Origin of the sequence: Halalkalibacter lacteus (assembly GCF_036663595.1) — a bacterium.
GTDB lineage: Bacteria > Bacillota > Bacilli > Bacillales > Bacillaceae_D > Halalkalibacter > Halalkalibacter lacteus.
This window is the reverse complement of sequence record NZ_JAWRVL010000218.1, coordinates 1-271: the sequence shown is the minus strand read 5'-3', so window position 1 is coordinate 271 and position 271 is coordinate 1. Positions and strand designations below refer to the sequence as shown.

General features: G+C 32.8%; 1 protein-coding gene. It reads left to right on the top strand.

Features of this window, described 5'->3' with window-relative positions; translation table 11 throughout:
* Window positions 1-36: 36 nt before the first annotated feature.
* Window positions 37-271: hypothetical protein (locus SAZ04_RS22140; protein ID WP_332699764.1), on the top strand; the 235-nt coding region annotated here is incomplete at its 3' end.

Genomic DNA, 271 nt, shown 5'->3' with positions numbered 1-271 from the left:
ACTTAAAATAGATTGAAGTACAAAATAAGAGTGTTGTTGTTTGTAGCTGCGGCATGTATTGTATCGAGCAATGTGGACGGAATAAATATTTTTTTGTATTCAGTAGATACCGCAGATACAAATATCGACAAAGTATTTACGTATCGAAACGATTCTATTACAATAGTTACCGCCGATACAGTAAAGCAGAGCGAAAACATACGCTTAATAAATACCTATAATATAGGCGATAGCATCACTATTGGTATCAAATCGAAGAAAAAACTATTTG